The 16799-nt window shown below is 67.3% G+C and carries 15 protein-coding genes and 1 pseudogene; 9 read left to right on the top strand and 7 right to left on the bottom strand.

Translation table 11 applies throughout. The annotated features are described in order from the left end of the window. The first annotated feature begins 53 nt into the window (after nt 1-53). Nucleotides 54-758: a LysR family transcriptional regulator gene (locus ABD231_RS28915; protein ID WP_344158746.1), complete on the top strand. Its 705-nt coding sequence runs from the start codon at nt 54-56 to the stop codon at nt 756-758. Here the strand turns inward: ABD231_RS28915 and ABD231_RS28910 are convergent. Continuing rightward, nucleotides 746-1216 (bottom strand): NUDIX hydrolase, encoded by a 471-nt coding sequence (locus tag ABD231_RS28910; RefSeq protein WP_344158744.1) that lies wholly within the window; start codon nt 1214-1216, stop codon nt 746-748. The two genes, ABD231_RS28915 and ABD231_RS28910, sit on opposite strands and share 13 nt — an antisense overlap. Nucleotides 1217-1376: 160 nt before the next feature. On the opposite strand from ABD231_RS28910, the gene ABD231_RS28905 reads away from it, so the two are divergent. From ABD231_RS28905 to ABD231_RS28895, 3 genes are read left to right on the top strand one after another with little or no spacing between them, the layout of a single operon-like run. Then, nucleotides 1377-3137 carry an extracellular solute-binding protein gene (locus ABD231_RS28905; protein ID WP_344158742.1) on the top strand — a complete coding sequence of 587 codons (1761 nt, stop codon included), beginning with the start codon at nt 1377-1379 and terminating at the stop codon, nt 3135-3137. A gap of 5 nt (nt 3138-3142) precedes the next feature. Further along, on the top strand, nt 3143-4072 hold the full coding sequence (locus ABD231_RS28900; protein ID WP_344158740.1) for a carbohydrate ABC transporter permease: 930 nt from the start codon (nt 3143-3145) through the stop codon (nt 4070-4072). A 3-nt stretch (nt 4073-4075) separates the two neighbouring features. Further along, nucleotides 4076-5056 carry an ABC transporter permease gene (locus tag ABD231_RS28895; protein WP_344158738.1) on the top strand — a complete coding sequence of 327 codons (981 nt, stop codon included), beginning with the start codon at nt 4076-4078 and terminating at the stop codon, nt 5054-5056. Here ABD231_RS28895 and ABD231_RS28890 read toward each other — a convergent pair. Further along, nucleotides 5042-6283 carry a lipopolysaccharide biosynthesis protein gene (locus tag ABD231_RS28890; RefSeq protein WP_344158736.1) on the bottom strand — a complete coding sequence of 414 codons (1242 nt, stop codon included), beginning with the start codon at nt 6281-6283 and terminating at the stop codon, nt 5042-5044. The genes ABD231_RS28895 and ABD231_RS28890 overlap by 15 nt on opposite strands. Before the next feature lie 86 nt (nt 6284-6369). On the opposite strand from ABD231_RS28890, the pseudogene ABD231_RS28885 reads away from it, so the two are divergent. Then, a pseudogene (locus ABD231_RS28885) lies at nt 6370-8223 on the top strand (alpha-(1->3)-arabinofuranosyltransferase domain-containing protein); the annotation flags it as partial. Nucleotides 8224-8770: 547 nt separating this feature from the next. On the opposite strand, the gene ABD231_RS28880 reads toward ABD231_RS28885, so the two are convergent. Genes ABD231_RS28880 through ABD231_RS28865 form a run of 4 tightly spaced genes read right to left on the bottom strand, consistent with a single transcriptional unit; the run spans nt 8771 to nt 11834 of the window. After that, on the bottom strand, nt 8771-9934 hold the full coding sequence (locus tag ABD231_RS28880; RefSeq protein ID WP_344158734.1) for an acyltransferase family protein: 1164 nt from the start codon (nt 9932-9934) through the stop codon (nt 8771-8773). Between the two features lie 11 nt (nt 9935-9945). Beyond that, nucleotides 9946-10746 (bottom strand): class I SAM-dependent methyltransferase, encoded by an 801-nt coding sequence (locus ABD231_RS28875; protein WP_344158732.1) that lies wholly within the window; start codon nt 10744-10746, stop codon nt 9946-9948. 9 nt (nt 10747-10755) lie between these two features. Next, nucleotides 10756-11271: an SRPBCC family protein gene (locus ABD231_RS28870; protein ID WP_344158730.1), complete on the bottom strand. Its 516-nt coding sequence runs from the start codon at nt 11269-11271 to the stop codon at nt 10756-10758. After that, nucleotides 11268-11834, bottom strand: coding sequence for a TetR/AcrR family transcriptional regulator (locus ABD231_RS28865; protein WP_344158728.1), 567 nt, complete (start codon nt 11832-11834; stop codon nt 11268-11270). Before ABD231_RS28865 ends, ABD231_RS28870 begins: the two co-directional genes overlap by 4 nt. Nucleotides 11835-11954: 120 nt before the next feature. Here ABD231_RS28865 and ABD231_RS28860 point away from each other — a divergent pair, with 120 nt between their 5' ends. The 3 genes from ABD231_RS28860 (at nt 11955) to rpsA (ending at nt 15446) form a co-directional block, all read left to right on the top strand. Then, on the top strand, nt 11955-12839 hold the full coding sequence (locus tag ABD231_RS28860) for an SGNH/GDSL hydrolase family protein (protein ID WP_344158726.1): 885 nt from the start codon (nt 11955-11957) through the stop codon (nt 12837-12839). Then, a complete protein-coding gene (locus ABD231_RS28855) occupies nt 12827-13702 on the top strand; it encodes a phosphotransferase family protein (RefSeq protein ID WP_344158724.1) in 876 nt (291 codons plus the stop codon). The genes ABD231_RS28860 and ABD231_RS28855 overlap by 13 nt, the downstream gene beginning before the upstream one ends. Nucleotides 13703-13952: 250 nt before the next feature. Then, entirely contained in the window at nt 13953-15446 is a 1494-nt protein-coding gene (rpsA, locus tag ABD231_RS28850; protein ID WP_344158722.1) for a 30S ribosomal protein S1, read from the top strand. A 57-nt stretch (nt 15447-15503) separates the two neighbouring features. On the opposite strand, the gene ABD231_RS28845 is transcribed toward rpsA, so the two are convergent. Continuing rightward, on the bottom strand, nt 15504-16136 hold the full coding sequence (locus ABD231_RS28845; RefSeq protein ID WP_344158720.1) for a hypothetical protein: 633 nt from the start codon (nt 16134-16136) through the stop codon (nt 15504-15506). 17 nt (nt 16137-16153) lie between these two features. Between ABD231_RS28845 and coaE the strand changes: the two genes are divergently transcribed. Continuing rightward, nucleotides 16154-16771, top strand: a complete 618-nt coding sequence (coaE, locus tag ABD231_RS28840; protein ID WP_344158718.1) for a dephospho-CoA kinase — start codon at nt 16154-16156, stop codon at nt 16769-16771. Nucleotides 16772-16799: the final 28 nt, after the last annotated feature.

Here is a 16799-nt window from a genome sequence, read left to right as displayed (position 1 = left end):
CGAGGTGGTAGCAGAAGAGCGATCTCGTGACCGGATCTGTCAGCATTGGTGACATGTCTGAGCTGGAACCCGATCCGCGCAGCCTGCTGGTGTTCAACGTGGTGGTCGAGGAAGGGTCGATGTCGGCGGCGGCCCGGCGGCTCGGGTGGACCCATCCTGCTATCAGTCAGCACATGCAGCGGTTGGAGCGAGCAGCCGGTACGGCGCTCCTGATCCGCTACGGCCGTGGAGTCCGGCCGACGGCGGCCGGTGTGGAGTTGGCCGCGGCGACCGCGGTTCTCGCCGGGGCGCAGTCGGCGGCTGCGGTGACGCTGCGACGACTCGGTGAGGCGGGCAGCGCCGTCGTACGGGTGGTGGCTTTTCCGACGGCTTGTGCGACGTTTCTCGTCGACACTGTGTCGGCGGTGGCGCCCGTGCGGGTGCAGCTACAGCAGGCCGAGCCTGAGGCTGCGATGGCGATGCTGGCTGAGCAGAAGGCCGATCTGGCCGTCGTGTTCGACGACGAGCCGTCAGCCGTGCAGCTGGAGCGGATCCCACTCTTCGACGACGAGTTGGTGCTCGTCGTACCTGAGGTTCATGTGCTGGCCGCAATGCCCAAGGTGTCCCCGACCCAGCTGAGCGAGTACACGGTGGTCGCGGGATGCGTACCGCTGGATCCGCCGCTGATCCGGCGGATCTCGGTGTGTCGCCGCGCAGGGCGGTCGGCGACCGAAGACGTGGCGCGGGTGCTGCAGGAGATCTGCGCTCAGGTGACGTAGTAGGGCGTGACGTCGGGGGAGAGGGCGCGCTCGATGAAGCGGAGCTCTTCTTCGCGCAGGTCTGGGAGTTTGTCGAGGGGCCACCAGCGGACATCGAGTGACTCGTCGTCGTTGACGCGGGCTTCGCCGGCGATCGGGCGGCAGCGGAAGCAGAGATCCAAGAACTGGACCTGGTCGCCGTTCGGATACATCGCCGGTGGGAACGACTCGACGTTGACCAGGCGTTCCACCGATGCCTCGACGCCGGTCTCCTCGTAGATTTCGCGGAGCAGGGCGGCCGCGGGTTGTTCGCCGGGTTCGAGGATGCCGGCCACGAGCGACCAGCGGCCGTTGTCGGCGCGCTGGACGAGCAGGACCTGGTCGTGGTCGTCGAGGACGACGGCGGTCAGGCCGGTGAGCCAGAGCAGGTCGTGACCGATCTTCGCGCGCAGCTCGAGGATGAACTTCGGGGTCGCCATGAAAACGACCCTATCCGGCACCGGGAGCAACTTTCTTTCCTGAGGAAAGTTGCGGACGGCGCTCGCTCACCCCTTTCGGACAGATCCGATCTCTGCCATTCTGCGGGACAGTCGATCGTAGATCCTATCGGATATCTCACAGACCGTATCGGGAGGCAGGATGCGCAAAGTGGTGAAACGACGGTCGTTCGTCGCCGGCGCCATGGGAATCGCCGCTGCAGGCAGCAGTGGCCTGCTGAGCGGGTGCGGCTCCAGTACGGCGGATGCGGGTGCCGCCCCGGAGAGCCTGACCCAGCCGCCCGTGGAGCTCGCGCCGCTGAAGTCCGGGATCAACTACCCAGCGGGGTATGTCGGTCCCAAGGCGCGCAAGCAGCAGACGATCGTGAAAGAGCCGGTGACGTTCACGGTCGTGGTCCCGCAGAGCCTCACCGTCGGTGACTGGTCGACGAACGAGTTCACCAAGTGGATGGAGCAGCAGACCGGGATCCGGATCCAGTGGCGGCAGGTGGCCGGCAAGGGCAACGACCCGGAGACCATGACGAAGGTCAACGCCATGATGGCGGCCGGCGACGTACCGGACGCGTTTCTCGGCATCACGTTCACCCGCTCGCAGCTCTACCTGTACGGCGCGCAGAACCTCTTCGTCGACCTGAACCCGTACCTCGAGCGCTACGCGCCCAACCTGCAGCAGGCGATGAAGGACTACCCCGAGGCGGGCAAGCTGATCGTGTCGCCGGACGACGGCGTCTACAGCTTCCCCGACTTCAACGACTGCTACCACTGCCGTGCCTCGGGCGGCCGGGCCCTGATCAACACCGAGTGGGTCCGCAAGGTCGGTCTGGCGGTGCCGACGACGACCGACGAGTTCCGCGAGGTGCTGACCGCGTTCAAGAAGGACGACCTCGGTGGCGGCGGGAAGACGATCCCGTTCGGCGGCTACAAGGACGCGCCGCTGGACACCTTCTTCATGAACTCGTTCCTCTACAACCCGAGCTACAGCGTCAACGGCGGTGACCGGCCATGGCTGGCCGTCTACGACGGCAAGGTCGAGGCGAACTTCGTCAAGGACGAATGGCGCGAGGGCCTGAAGTACCTGCACGGCCTGTACGCCGACGGGCTGCTGGCGAAGGACATCTTCACGGCGACCGAGGACCAGATCAAGCGGTACGGCGACAACCCGACCGGGCCGATCATGGGCGGTGCCCGGGTCTACTACTGGGGCACGTTCATGACGCTGGACCTGGACGACCCGAACGCGCGGTGGCGCCAGTACGAGACGATGACGCCGCTCAAGGGGCCGAACGGCGTACAGGTCGCTCCGTGGAACTACCTCAGCGTCGGCGTCGAGGTCTCGACGCTCGTGGTCACGCGCAAGTGCAAGCGTCCCGACCTGCTGGTGCGGTGGGCCGACTTCCAGATGGACCTCGAGGCCATCCTGCGCTCGTACGCCGGGCCGGACTTCCGCTGGTCGGCGAAGGGTGACAAGGGCATCAACGGTGAGCAGTCCGTGTTCGGCATGGAGTCCTGGAACACCGATGAGACCAAGGGCAAGACCTGGGATCAGTACGCCGTGATGTACCGGTCCGGCGATTTCCGGCTGGCCGAGCGGGTCAATCCGAAGAAGCCGACGTTCGAGTCGCCGCTGTACGAGCAGACCCGGGACCACTTGTTCCCGTACAAGCAGCCGATGGAGCAGCAGTTCCCGCCGGTCACCCTCGAGGCCGATCAGGCCGCGCTCGACGCCGAGATCGGGCTCAACCTCAAGAGCGAAGTGACCACCTCGCTGGCCAAGTTCGTCACCGGCCGGCTCGATCCGAACGACGACGCGCAGTGGAACGACTTCACCGGCCGCGTGCAATCGATCGGGCTGAAGCCCTACCTGGAGATCCAGCAGGCCGCCTACGAGACCTACCAGGGGTGATGGCGATGGCCACCACAACACCGACCGTGAACTCGGCGGGCTCGCCGGCTCCGGTGCAGGAAACCCGGTCCGACCGGATCGTGATGATCTGCAACTACACCGCACTCGGCCTGTTCACACTGGCTGTTCTCTACCCGCTCGTCTATGTGCTCAGCGCCTCGCTGAGTGATCCGAAGAATGTTGTCTCCGGCAAGGTCTGGCTCTGGCCGGTCGGGCTGAGCATCGAGTCGTTCAAGGCGGTCTTCGACTACGACTCGATCGTCAGCGGCTTCTCGAACTCCGTCGTGTACGCCGTCGGCGGGTCGGTGCTCGCGACCGTCCTGACCCTGTTCGCGGCGTACCCGTTGTCGCGGAAGGGGCTGCCGGGCAAGGGCCTGATCATGGCGCTGTTCGTGTTCACGATGATGTTCTCCGGCGGCCTGATCCCGTCGTACCTGGTGGCCGACCGGCTCGGCATCCTGAACACCCGCTGGGCGATCATCCTGCCGGCCGCGCTCGCGGTCTGGAACATGATCATCACCCGGACCTTCTTCCAGTCCACGATCCCCGAGGAGCTGGTCGAGGCCGCGAAGGTCGACGGCTGTACGGACTTCGGCTTCTTCTGGCGGATCGTGCTGCCGCTGAGCAAGCCGATCATCGCGGTCAACCTGCTCTTCTACGCCGTCGCCCAGTGGAACTCGTGGTTCAGCGCACTGATCTACCTGACCAACGAGCACCTGTTCCCACTGCAGCTGGTGCTGCGTCAGATCCTGCTGCAGAACCAGTTCGACCCGTCCCAGGTCCGCGACACCGCCGAGCTGATCCGGATGAAGGAACTCCAGGAGCAGCTGAAGTACTCGCTGATCGTGATCGCCACCATTCCACCCCTGCTCGTCTACCCCTTTGTCCAGAAGCACTTCGTCAAGGGAGCCATGGTCGGCTCCTTGAAGGGTTAGAAGATGGCCATCGACACTTTGGTACGACGTACTCCCGCGCGCAGCGGGGCTCAGCCGCGGCCGCGGAAGCAGGCTGTGTCGCTGGGGACGCGGATGCGGCGGAACTGGCAGTTGTACGCGATGCTGGCGGTCCCGCTGATCTGGCTGGCGATCTTCGCCTACTGGCCGATGTACGGCGCGATCATCGCGTTCAAGGACTACAACGTGATCGACGGGATCCTGGGCAGTCGCTGGGTCGGGTTCAAACACTTCGAGCGGTTCGTCGAGTCGTACCAGTTCGGGCGGCTGATCAAGAACACGCTGGTACTGCAGGTCTACGAACTCTTCGCGACGTTCTGGCCGCCGATCCTGCTGGCCCTCGGTCTGAACATGGCCCGCCGCAAGTGGTACCGCCGGTCGGTGCAGCTCATCACCTACGCACCGCACTTCATCTCCACGGTGGTCGTGGTCGGCATCATCGTCGTCCTCGTCGACCCGAACACCGGCGTACTGAACCAGCTGCTCGGGATCTTCGGGGCCGGGCCGATCGACGTACTCAACAACCCGGACTACTTCCGGCACCTCTATGTCTGGTCCAGCTCCTGGCAGACGATGGGCTTCTCGGCGATCATCTACCTGGCCGCGCTGACCAGCGTCTCCCCGGAGCTGCACGAAGCAGCGATCGTCGACGGCGCCTCCCGACTCCGCCGCGTCTGGCACATCGACCTCCCGGCGATCCGCCCGGTCGCGGTGATCCTGCTGATCCTCAACATCGGCACGATCATGACCGCCGGCTTCGAGAAGGTCCTGCTGCTGCAGAACACCCTGAACCTGCAGACGTCCGAAGTACTCGACACCTACGTCTACAAACTCGGCTTCGCCTCCGAGGTCCCGCAGTTCAGCTACGCGGCCGCGATCGGGCTCTTCCGCTCGGTCATCGGCCTGGTGCTACTGGTCATCGCCAACACCCTGGCCCGCAAGTTCGCGAAATCAAGCCTCTGGTGACGGCTGCTCACGGCCGGCCTGTCGATGCAGGCCGGCCGCGAGCGCCACAGCCAGTAGCAGGGCGCAGCCACTGGTGAGGGCGACCAGGGTCTTGACGCCGGTCATGCCGTTCGACAGGACGATGGCGGCGGTGACGGCGAGCACGATCAGGCCGGCCCAGATCAGCAGGGCGGCGCGCTTCTCCTGTTGCGCGATGGCGGCGTACACGACCATCTGCAGTACGGCGTACGCCGAGCCCGCGATCGCGAACATCCAGGTGAACGGGCCGAGTGTCGCGTACTTCTCCGGCCCACCGATCACCGCGACCACCAGGTCCGGCAGGACGAGCGTTCCGACGACTGTGCACACGCCGAGACCGGCGACCGCGAGGATCGCGCGGCGGAGCTTGACCGTGTCACCGGGGGAGTTGGCCAGGGACGGGAACACGATGACGATCACGAACTGCGGGAGGAACAGGCAGGCCTTGGCCACGATCACTCCGGCCGCGTAGTACCCGCTGTGCTGTCCGTCGAGCAGACCGCGGGCCAGCAGCACGTCGGCATTCGCGATCACGAAGAACGCGAGCAGAACGTGGGTGCCGTGCGCGGTCTCCCGCAGTACCTCCTTGACCAGCGGACGTGTCCCACCGGCCGCACCACGCAGCAGAACGCTGCCCAGCACAGCCGGTACGGCGGCGCCGAGCGCGAGCCCGATCATCGCCGAGTCCAGCGACGGGTGGATCAGCAGCGCACCACCGCCGAGCACCAGCCGGCCGATCCCGACCGAGGTGTACACCGCGGCCAGTTCGGTCCAGCGCTGGCTGCCCTGGAGGACGCCGAGCTGGGAGCCCATCAGAGTCAGCCCAGCGAGCGTTGGCGCGAGCAGGACGACCGCGACGATCGAGTCGATGTGCAGCAGCCACATGAACAGCGGTGTGGCGAGCAGACAGACCACGGTGAGGCCGACCGCCGTACGGCGACCTGCCTGCAGCATGGCGTGTGCCAGCGAGCCGTCGTCGGCGTGCGTGGCGAGCCGGCGCGCACCGGTGGCCTGCAGGCCGAGCGAGGCCACGTTGCCGATCAGCAGCAGCCCGAGCAGCGCAGTGATCGCACCGAACTGCTCCGGCACGAGCCGGTGCGTTCCGATCAGCGTGAAGCCGTAGGCGGCGACGTTCATGATCGCCATGCCGACCGCGACGACGGTGGCACTGCGCAGGAAGCTGAGCCTCGGCTCTGTGACGGAATTCATCGCCCCCAACCGTACGGGCCTGGGAGTTCCATATCACTATGGCCACGCCCAGCGATTGAGCGCCTCTGATCCGTTAGGGTCCGCCTGTGCTGAAGGCAGGAACGTCCGAGCAGGTGGTCTGGCGAGCGAGGCTCGTGCTGGGCTGTCTGTTGCTGTCGGCACTCTGTTTCCACCACGCACCGGGACCAGTTGCACCTGGTTCCAGAGTCAACGACCCGACTGCGCTGCTGCGGGGCGCACTGCACCTCTGGGACCCGGACAGTGCGCTGGGACAGCTGCAGAGTCAGTCCTTCGGCTACCTGCTGCCGATCGGCCCGTTTCAGTGGCTGATGCATGCGGTGTCGATGCCGGACTGGGTCGGGCAACGGCTCTGGTGGTGCGTGGTGCTGTGCGTCGCATTCCTCGGCGTGTGGAAGCTGGCCAACGCCTGGCGGTATGGCGTGCCCTGGACGCGGTTCGCCGTCGCACTGCTCTACGCCCTGAGCCCACTCCTCCTCAGCGGCATGTCGATCAGCTCAGCGGAAGTGTGGCCGCTGGCCATGGCTCCCTGGGTGCTGTTGCCGTTGGTGACGCCCCGGGCGCGGTCAGGCTGGTGGCGGGTCGGCTGGTCGGCCATGGCGTTCGCACTGATCGGTGGAGCGGACCCGGTCGCGGCCGGGCTGACACTGGTCCTCCCGATCGTCTGGTTGCTCACCCGGCGCCGCGACCGCTGGACACTCAAGGTCGCCGCGGGCTGGCTTGGCTGCGTCGTCGCCGTCTCGGTCTGGTGGCTCGTCCCGCTGCTGCTGGTCGTGCAGTACGGCACCCCAGCCGACCGCTCGGCCGCGTTCGTCCAGCCGCGCGGTGAAGTCGATGACCTGGACGCCGACCAGTGGCGACCATGGATCGAGAAGCAGAACACGAGCGGCAACGTGCTCGTCGTACCGACCGGTCAGCCGCAGTGGCTCGATGACGAGGTGGAGCGCCGTCTCGCCTCAGGCATCGGCGACCGTACGTTCCAGCAGGCCCTGACCCACGCCGGCGTCCGGTACGTCGTCATCCGCAACGACCGTGCTGCCGGAGTACCTCCTGCTGCGGTCGTTCACGAGACGCTGGACGAGGCGGGTCTGAAGCGAGTCGCGCATTTCGGTCCGGCGGTCGGGGACTACCCGAGTGTGGAGATCTACGACGTCGGTGGGGTGAATGTCGCCCGGCTGATCCCGGAGTCGCGATTCGTCGAGGTGCGTGGCGCCACGAGCGACGTACCGGCGGTGTTGTCGGCGCTGGGCGGCGACCGGGAGGCGATCACCGGCTCTGACGTGAGTGAGGCGCTCGGGCAGCTGCCGCTGATCCAGACCGACGGACTGCAGCGTCGAGCGCTCGGTGTGGACCAGCCGGCGGGCAGTCGGGCCGAGCGGGTCGAGTTGCCCGCGGCCGATCGGCAGCCGAGCGCACTGGTGCTCAGGAACCCGCAGATCGGACGCTCCGCTTGCGCGCATGTAGCCGGCCGGTCGGTGTGTCAGCCGAGTACGGCGCGTGACGCGGATGAGCCAGGTGGTTTGCTGCGAACCGTCGATCTGCCGCAGACCGCGTCGTACGAGCTGAAAGGTACGGCGCTGCCGCAGGACGGGCCTGCGCTCGATCGACTGCTGTCGGGGCCGATCGGAGTCAAGGCGTCGTCCCGTGCGGTCGCTGCACCGGAAGGGCGGCCGGGTGCCGTCGTCGACCAGGACATCACCACCACTTGGGTTGCGGACGCCGCAGACCGCGATCCGATCCTGACGCTGACCTTGCCGACCGCGAGGAAGTTGAGTGGGCTGCAGTTCCGGACCGAAGCAGCGCCTGCACCCGCCGAAGTCTCGCTCAGCTTCGACGGTGGTCCGGCCACGGTCAGCAAGCTGGATGCGGACGGCTACGTGCGCTTCGGGGAGCGGCTGGCTCGCACGGTCGAGATGCGTTTCGCCCGGACCGACAAGCCGGTAGCGATCTCGGAGATTCGCGTCGTCGGTGCCGACGAGCTGCGGCAGGCGCTACGGCTCGACAACCGGGTCGGGGAGTCCTGCGGGTCCGGGCCGGTGGTCAAGGTGGACGGCAAGCCGACCATGACGCGAGTGACCGGCTCGATGCGGGACCTCCTGCAGCGGCGTCCGGTCGCGTTCACCAGTTGCGATGCGGGACCCGTCGTACTGCAGGCCGGGCGGCACGAGGTCGATGTGCTGACGAACGGCGGTCTGGTCCCGACTGAGGTCACGCTGACCAAGGCAGGCTTCGGCGACGTGTCCGTGACGCCGGTGCACGGTGTGAACGTGTGGCGGCCGAACCCGGCCGCGCTGACCCTCGAGGTACCGGCATCGAGTAAGCCGTCGGTCTTGACCGTCGCACAGAACTACAACAAGGGCTGGGTCGCGTACGACGGCAGTGGGCGCAAGCTGACGCCGATCCGAGTCGCGGGCTGGCAGCAGGGCTGGGTACTGCCCGCAGGTGAGGAGCAGCTGGTCAACGCACGGTTCATGCCGGACCGGGCGTATCGGGCCGGTCTCCTGGTCGGCTCGCTTGGAGTGCTCGCCGTGATGGCGATGGCGGTGTTCTACCGGCGCCGGACCCGTCGGTCCGGACACCAGCTAAAGGCCGCTCCATGGTGTAGTAGCTGGCTGCAGCGAGCCCGATGGACGCGAGCAGAGTCGTAACGAACAGGAACACGAACTGCGTGCTGATGCGCTCGAGCAGCGTCAGCGCGATCACCTGGTACGCGAACACGCCGTACGTGAGGTTGCCGGCCAGACGAGCCGGTCTGCCGCCCAGGTAGTGCGCAGTACGAGCGCTCGGGGCCAAGGCCGGGAACAGCGCACAGGCCGCGATGCCGGTGTAGAGCAGGCTCTTCACTGCGGTCTGGCCGGGGGTGGCGGGCGATTGATCGTATGGACCGGCCAGCGGAGTCGCGGCAAGCAGGAGGAGCGCGGCTGCGACACCCCAGACGGTCCCGGGGATCGTGGTGAGGATGTCGAGGGCCGACGAGCCGAGCCGGCCGGTGCTGCGAGCGACCTGCCACAGCGCGAAGCCCATGCCGACCGCGAACCAGCCGAGGTACCCGGGCAGCCAGAGCCCGGCGTTCGGGTGATGTGTCGCGGCCATCACGGTCATCCACACCGGGCCGAGCACAGTGAGCCCCGCGAGCACGGTCAGCCGCCAACGGACACTGCGCCGGGTCGGACGCTCGTACCCGGTCAGGAGCTTGGCCAGCGCCGGGAGGATCACGTAGAACGCTGCGATCGCAGCCAGACTCCACAGCTGCGTGAGACCGGGCGCTGGCGAACCCTCGAAGTACACCTGCGTGAGCGTCGCGTGCTGCAGGTACGTCGACCAGTCAGCCGAGTGCAGCAGCACCGCAGCGAGCAGTACGGCGACCCACAGCACGGGCAGGATTCGCACGGCCCGCTTCCGCAGGTAGGGCAGTGTCAGCGGCGGCAGGGTGCCCTCGAACCACGCCACCACGTGCGGCCGGTAGAGCAGGAAGCCGGAGATCGCGCAGAAGACCGCAGCGCCGACGTCAAGCCGCGACAGCAGACCAGCGAGCGCTCCGGCATCGCTGTGCAGAGCGACCTGTGCAGTCAGCACCGCCAGCGCGGCCATAACCCTCAGACCGTCGAGTGCCGGGAACCTGTGGCGCGTCATCCCCAGTCCTCTCATGCACAGGCCTCCTTGCGGGCCGACCAGATCGCCGTACCGGGGACGTAGCGGCCGCGATGCGGACCCCAGCCACCCCAGACCAGCGTGTGACCGGCAGGCCACTCCGGTTCGAGCAGATCGTCGACCACGAAGCCGGACTCGGTCAGCGCACGAATCCAGTCACCGATCGTCCGGTGATGCTCCACGTAGACCGGCGTACCGGCGTCGTCGACCTCGACGTACGGCGTCCGGTCGAAGTACGGCTTGTCGATCCGCAGACCGCCGGCGTACGGGTCGTCGGGCATCGTCCAGCGGAACGGATGGGTCACCGAGAAGACCAGCAGGCCCTCAGGTTTGAGAGTGCGGGCGATCTCGCGCAGTGCGGTCCCCGCGTCGGCCACGAACGGCAGCGCACCGAACGCCGAGCACACGATGTCGAACGTGGCGTTGGCGTAGGGGAGTGCCGTCGCATCGGCAGCGACCGTCCGGACCGCGGTACCGGTCCGGACGTCCAGCTCCCGCGCGAGCCGCAGTTGCTCCAGCGAGATGTCGAAGGCAACGACATCGGCGCCTTGGCCCACCAGCCAGCGCGCACACTGGGCTGCGCCGCAGCCGACCTCGAGGATGCGCTTGCCACGCACCGGTCCGAGCAGCTGCGCGGACTCCTCGTCGACACCCTCGGGACCCCAGATGAACCGGTCGTCGCCGAGGAAGTCGCCGTGGTCCTCGAGGTACTGGGCGGCGGCGGAGTTCCAGTAGGTTCGGCTGGCCTGAGAGCTCTCGGCTTCGGTCAGCTCGATACGTTGCGGCTCGACCACGCGGTGACTCTAGCGAGCTTCGGCCGCCCGCGTCGCGATCGCCTGGTTCATCGCGCGGAACTGTGGCTCGATCGTGTCGCGCAGCATGCCGGCCGTGAACGGTACGGCGGCGCCGCGGAAGATCTCCTCCTGGATCAGCTTCGACCGCCCGTCGGGCAGCGCCTCGATCCGGAACGCGTGCTCACCGTCGAAGATCCCGCCGAATCCGATCCGGCCGATCCAGCGCAGTTCGCGGCCGGGCTGGACCGCCAGCAGCTTGGGCGTGAACGTCGTCTCCGCGCCCTTGGTGTCGCGCAGCACGTTGGTGATCGTGCCGCCGACGGCGAGCGGACCGGTCGAGGAGACGATGAACGGGTTCCAGGCCGGGTAGTGCTCGCGGTCGGTCAGCACTGTCCAGACCTGGTCGGGGGAGGCGTTGATCTCGACCTCGGTGCGCAGAACCGTCGGGCGGACGATCGTGTAGGTGGTGTAGCCGGCCAGCAGCAGAACAAAGACGCCAAGGCCTACCAGCAGGCGACGTTTCACGGGGACTCCTCAGGTCCAAGGACGCTGAGCACCAGCGTCCGAGCGTATTCAGGGGTGAGCGGCTCTTGCGTGACCAGGAGCCGGTAGTACAGCGGGCCGACCAGTTGGTCGACCAGTAGGGCGGGCGCGACATGGTCGAGCACGAGCCCGGCCTCCTGCGCCTTCGCCACGACAGCGGTGACGGCTCCGTGCCGCTCCGCCCAGAGGGCGCGGACGCTCTCGCCGACGCGCGGCTCACGGGCGGCTGCGGCCGCGAGATCGGCGATCAAAGTGGTCGGCGTCTCGGACAGACCTGCGGCGATCGCGGTGACCAGTGCGGTCAGATCGGCCCGCGGATCATCGGACGGCTCGAACGGGATCTCCTCGCGCATCATCGCGATCAGTGCGACGACGAGCTCGGCCTTGGACGCCCAACGCCGGTACAGCGTGGTCTTGGCGACCCCGGCCCGCTCGGCGACCCGGTCGATCGACAAACCGTCGTACCCGCCGTGCCGCAGCTCTTCGGCCGCGGCTGCGAGCAGCCTGCCCTCGATCGCGGTGTCTCGCGGCCGTCCCCGTGTCATGGCCTTTACGCTACGGCGGTAGCGTAAATAAAGCAAACGCCGCCGAGGTCTTGCCGAAAAGCTGAAAGCTCCTCATCGTGGTCTGTTACTGGTTGGTCACTTAACGTCAAAGGCGGCGGCATGAAGAGAACCTTGATAGCGGTGGCGGTAGCGACCGGACTGCTCGCCAGTGGGCTGACGCCGCTGCCGGCGATGGCGGCTCCGCCGCTGGTCTATGTGGCGATGGGCGACTCGTTCGCCGCGGGTTCGCTCGTGTTGCCGGCCAAGGAGCCGCTGACCTGTGCGCGCTCGGCGGTCAACTACGCGTCCCTGATCGCCGCGCAGGTGCAGCCCGCCAAGTTCCGCGACGTCACCTGTGGCGCGGCGACGACCGCGCACTTCGCGAATCCACAGCCGGGCATCATCCTCGGCACGGCAGCACCGCAGTACGACGCTCTGAGCGCGGACACCACGCTGGTCTCGGTCGGGATCGGCGGCAACGACATCGGGCTGGTCGGGCTCGCGTTCTCCTGCGTGAACCTGCTGCCGCAGCCGGTCGGGACCTCGTGCAAGGCGACCAACACCACAGGTGGTGTGGACAAGTTGGCGCAGAAGATCGACGCGTTCGCGCCGACGTACGGGACTGTGATCGAGCAGATCCGGCAGCGGGCGCCACAGGCAAAGATCCTGATGGTCGGCTACCCGACCGGGATCCGGAAGGGCGGCTGCTGGCCGGTCGTGCCGGTGTGGGCCGCGGATGCCGACTACCTCCAGTCGGCGCTGACCCGGCTCAACCGCCGGATGGCGGAACAGGCGAGCGCGCACGGAGCGACGTACGTCGATCTGGCCACGCCGAGCGTTGGACACGACATGTGCAAGCCGGCCGGGACACGGTGGATCGAAGGGCTGATCCCGAGTGTGACGACCAACGGCCTCGTGCCGCTGCATCCGAACGCGGCCGGGCTGCGCAACGCAGTACCGACGGTTTTGGCGGCGATGGCAGGATCGGGCGGGTGGATGGACTAGCGGCAAGTGCAGTTCCGCTGACCGGCGGTTACCAGGGGCAGACCTACGCGGTAACCGCCGGCGGCGAGGAAGCGGTGCTGAAGCTGTACGTGAAGGATCCGGATCGGGCGGTCGTCGATGCGGCTCTGCTGCAGCTCGTGCGCGGGTTGCTGCCGGTACCGCGGATCCTCGATCTGAAGCGCGAAGGGTCGCTGGAGGACCCGCCGTACTTGCTGATGGAGCGCCTGCCAGGCGTGAACCTGCAGGTCTATCTGGAGACGGCCGGTCCGGACGAACGGCGGAAGGTCGGCGCTCAGCTGGGGGAGTTGCTGGCCCGGCTGAGCGGGATGCCGTTCCTGACCGCGGGCATGTTCCGGGGCGGCGAGCTGACCGTCGAGCCGTTCGGTCCGGGTGACCTGGAGGAGTACGCCGCCGGCCTCGGTGTCGCGTACGGCGGTCTCGCGGAGGTGTTCGCGGAGGCCGAAGACCTCCTGGATGGCGCCCAGAATCGGTTCTGTCTGGTTCACAGCGACTTCAACCCGAAGAACCTGCTGGTGGACCCGGACACCGCCCGCATCACCGGCCTGATCGACTGGGAGTTCTCGTTCGCAGGTTCGCCGTACGCCGATCTTGGCAACCTGCTGCGGTTCGAGACGGACCCGGTGTTCGCCGGCGCGGTCCTGAGCGGGCTACGGGGGAGTGGAGTCGAGCTTCCGGAGCCGCTCGTGGACCTCGGCCGGGCCGCCGATCTGTGGGCTCTGCTCGAGCTCGCCTCGCGGGCGGCGGACAACCCGGTCGCGGCCGCTGCGGCGGCTCTGGTGTACCGGATGGCGGACACGCGGACCCTGTCCGGAGACCGTCCTGACCTGGAGGTCGTACATTGAGCTGAGTGGTACGTCGGGAGACCTCGGCGGGTGCCCGGTGCCGACCGGGTGCCCCAGGTTGTGTTGCCTCCGTCAAGACCGGTATTCTGTGAGATGCGCTATGGGCCTGCGCGACCTCGGACGGAGCAGGCTCGTGCTCGCAGCTTGTCGGTGGTGAATCTGTGCTCTCCAGGCAGTCCAGCGGTGTGGTGCGATCCAACGGCTCATACGCAACCTGACGAGACCACCAGTCCACGGAGCAACCCACCACATGACGGCCAGCATCGAGGCACCTCTCGACCCCGCAGTTCGCACCACCCCGCAGGTAGCGGTCAATGACATCGGGTCGGAGGAAGACTTCCTCGCGGCGATCGATCAGACCATCAAGTACTTCAACGACGGCGACATCGTTGAGGGCACCATCGTCAAGGTCGACCGGGACGAGGTTCTCCTCGACATCGGTTACAAGACCGAAGGCGTGATCCCCTCCCGCGAGCTGTCGATCAAGCACGACGTCGACCCGAACGAGGTCGTCAACGTCGGCGATCACGTCGAGGCCCTGGTTCTCCAGAAGGAGGACAAAGAAGGCCGCCTGATCCTCTCGAAGAAGCGCGCCCAGTACGAGAAGGCCTGGGGCACGATCGAGAAGATCAAGGAAGAGGACGGCGTCGTCACCGGTACCGTCATCGAGGTCGTCAAGGGTGGTCTCATCCTGGACATCGGCCTCCGTGGCTTCCTGCCGGCCTCGCTCGTCGAGATGCGTCGCGTCCGCGACCTCCAGCCGTACGTCGGCCAGGAGATCGAGGCCAAGATCATCGAGCTCGACAAGAACCGCAACAACGTGGTCCTGTCGCGCCGGGCGTGGCTGGAGCAGACGCAGTCCGAGGTGCGGATGAACTTCCTCACCCAGCTGCAGAAGGGCCAGATCCGCAAGGGTGTCGTCTCCTCGATCGTCAACTTCGGTGCGTTCGTGGACCTCGGCGGCGTCGACGGTCTGGTGCACGTCTCGGAGCTGTCCTGGAAGCACATCGACCACCCGACCGAGGTTGTCGAGGTCGGCCAGGAGGTCACCGTCGAGGTGCTGGACGTCGACATGGACCGCGAGCGCGTCTCGCTGTCGCTGAAGGCGACCCAGGAAGACCCGTGGCAGCAGTTCGCCCGGACCCACCAGATGGGCCAGATCGTCCCGGGTAAGGTCACCAAGCTGGTGCCCTTCGGTGCGTTCGTCCGCGTGGAGGAGGGCATCGAGGGTCTGGTGCACATCTCCGAGCTGGCCGAGCGTCACGTCGAGATCCCGGAGCAGGTCGTCCAGGTGAACGACGACGTGATGGTCAAGATCATCGACATCGACCTCGAGCGGCGCCGGATCTCGCTGTCGCTGAAGCAGGCCAACGAGGGTGTCGACCCGGTCTCCGACGACTTCGACCCCACGCTGTACGGCATGGCGGCGACGTACGACGAGCAGGGCAACTACATCTACCCCGACGGCTTCGACCCGGAGACGGGCGAGTGGCTCGAGGGCTTCGATGCTCAGCGTGAGGAGTGGGAGCGGCAGTACGCCGAGGCCCACCTGCGCTGGGAGGCCCACAAGAAGCAGATCGAGGACGCCAAGACGGCGGACGTCGAGGCCGGCGAGGCCTCCACGTACTCCTCGGCCACCGGTGGCGGCAGCGCTGCTCCGAAGGACGACGCTCCCGCCGAGGGCGCGCTCGCTTCCGACGAGGCACTGCAGGCACTGCGTGAGAAGCTGACCGGCCAGGGCTGATCAGTTAGCTGACTGCCAGGACCCTCGCATCCTTCGGGTTGCGGGGGTCCTGCACGTCTACGGGCCGCGGTGGGTGGGCTTGCGGAAGCCGTTGCCCCAGGTGCCGCCGCCCTCACCCTTCATCCGGGTCTTCAGCTCGATCACCGTGGCCCGCGCGGTACTGGAGGTGAAGAACCCGATTCGGTACGGCTCGTTCGGCGTGCCCGCTTCCCAGGCCGGCACCTGCTGTTCGCCGTACCGGACCATGCGGACCGGCGGGTCCTCACCGGCCTTGATCCGCGCCGCGTCCTGCGCACATGCCGGTACCCGTCGTGTCGCGCCGCTGCGCGGCGTCCACACCACGTCCAGGCTCGCCGGTCCGTGCTGCGGGTTGAAGAAGCACGGCGTACGGCGCTCTGGCAGCGGAAGGCCGTCGACTCGGGCTCGAGCGCAGGCGAGGGCGTACCGACCGGCGGTGAGGGTGTCGATCACCGCACTGATCGCCTCGACGGACTTCAGCTTGTCGACGAGCCGTTTCGCGCTTTCATAGGCGTCCAACGCGGTCTGGTAGTCGTGCCGGGCGTCCGCATCGAGCTCATGCGCGTCACCGAATCGCGTCAGCTCCTCGCCGAATACGATCGCGTCCTCTTCTGCCATCAACTGGACGTGCTCTAGCTCGCGCAGGTCCCGGCGCCGCCGTCTCCACCCCATAAGTCATAGTAGGTCGCGTGCTACGAGTTGGACTGACTGGAGGAATCGGCGCCGGCAAGAGTGCGGTGTCGTCGCGGCTGGCGGCGCGGGGTGCGATCGTGATCGATTCCGACGTGCTGGCGCGCGAGGTGGTGGCTTCCGGGACCGATGGACTGGCCGAGGTGGTGGCCGCGTTCGGGCCCGAGGTGCTGACTGCTGACGGGGAGATGGATCGACCGGCGGTCGGGCGGATCGTCTTCGGCGACGCCGAGGCGCGACGCCGGCTCGAGGCGATCATTCATCCGCGGGTGCGGGCCCGGGCCGCTGAGATCGAGGCGGCCGCGTCCGACGACGCGATCGTGGTGCACGACATTCCGTTGCTGGTCGAGACTGGCCAGGCCGACCGCTTCGACGTGGTGCTCGTGGTCGACGTACCGGCTGCTGTTCAGCTGGAAAGGCTGACGCAGCAACGAGGTATGGCGGAATCCGAGGCCGAGCAGCGGATCGCCAGCCAGGCAACGCGGGAGCAGCGACTGGCCGTCGCCGACGTGGTCGTCGAGAACGCCGGAACGCTGGCCGAGCTGGACACCCGGCTCGATGAGGTGTGGACCACGTTGCGGGAGCGCGCAGGGCACGGTCCGGACACGAAAGCGTGACCCCTGCGCGGTAAATGATGTTTCCGGG

This window comes from Kribbella yunnanensis, from assembly GCF_039529655.1.
GTDB classification, from domain to species: Bacteria; Actinomycetota; Actinomycetes; order Propionibacteriales; family Kribbellaceae; genus Kribbella; species Kribbella yunnanensis.
This window is presented reverse-complemented; position numbering and strand designations above follow the sequence as displayed.